The following is a 552-nucleotide window of genomic DNA, read 5'->3' on the forward strand; positions in this document are numbered from 1 at the left end:
CCTCCCTGATCGACGAGCTTCCAACCAGAAAGGTGAACCAAACCAGCGTAGCGAGAAATTACGTCTACGTGACACCAATCATGATCGAGCACCAGTCTTACGAAGTCTATTTTATGCTCCAGCGGGCGCAGCCTCAGGATCCGGTCGACTTGCGGCTAACAGTCGAAAGTGCTTATTTGTCATCGCGACCGAAGTCGACGCGAAGTCGACCAAATGCCATCCGGTTCACGGTTCTCGCCCGGAAAGTGCTCCTGAATCAGGAGGTCAAGTTCGCCGCCCGGTAAAAAAGAAAAGACCACCCGGAGGTGGCCTTTCCTTATCGTGACTGGCTTCGGTTTCCACTTCGGCTTGGCAGCCTATCTCGCATCGCGCGTGGACCGGACACCCGGCGGGGAAGCGCTTTTTCAACCGATCTATCGCTTCGATCTCTCGACATATAGTGGATCTCGCCTCCGGTTTCAATCCACGTCGGCCGCACCGTGGCAAGCGAGAGGGGCAAGCAAGAATGCCCGCGGCTCCCGGCCCTCGACCGTCCGCTCAGTCGTCCTCGCC

General features: G+C 57.6%; 1 protein-coding gene. It reads left to right on the forward strand.

Annotated elements, in window-relative coordinates:
- The coding region (locus tag ABTU92_RS29560; RefSeq protein ID WP_408095110.1) for a hypothetical protein at positions 1-284 on the forward strand (284 nt) is incomplete at its 5' end.
- Positions 285-552: the final 268 nt, after the last annotated feature.

The sequence above is a fragment of the Rhodoplanes sp. SY1 genome (assembly GCF_046000175.1).
Lineage (GTDB): Bacteria > Pseudomonadota > Alphaproteobacteria > Rhizobiales > Xanthobacteraceae > Rhodoplanes.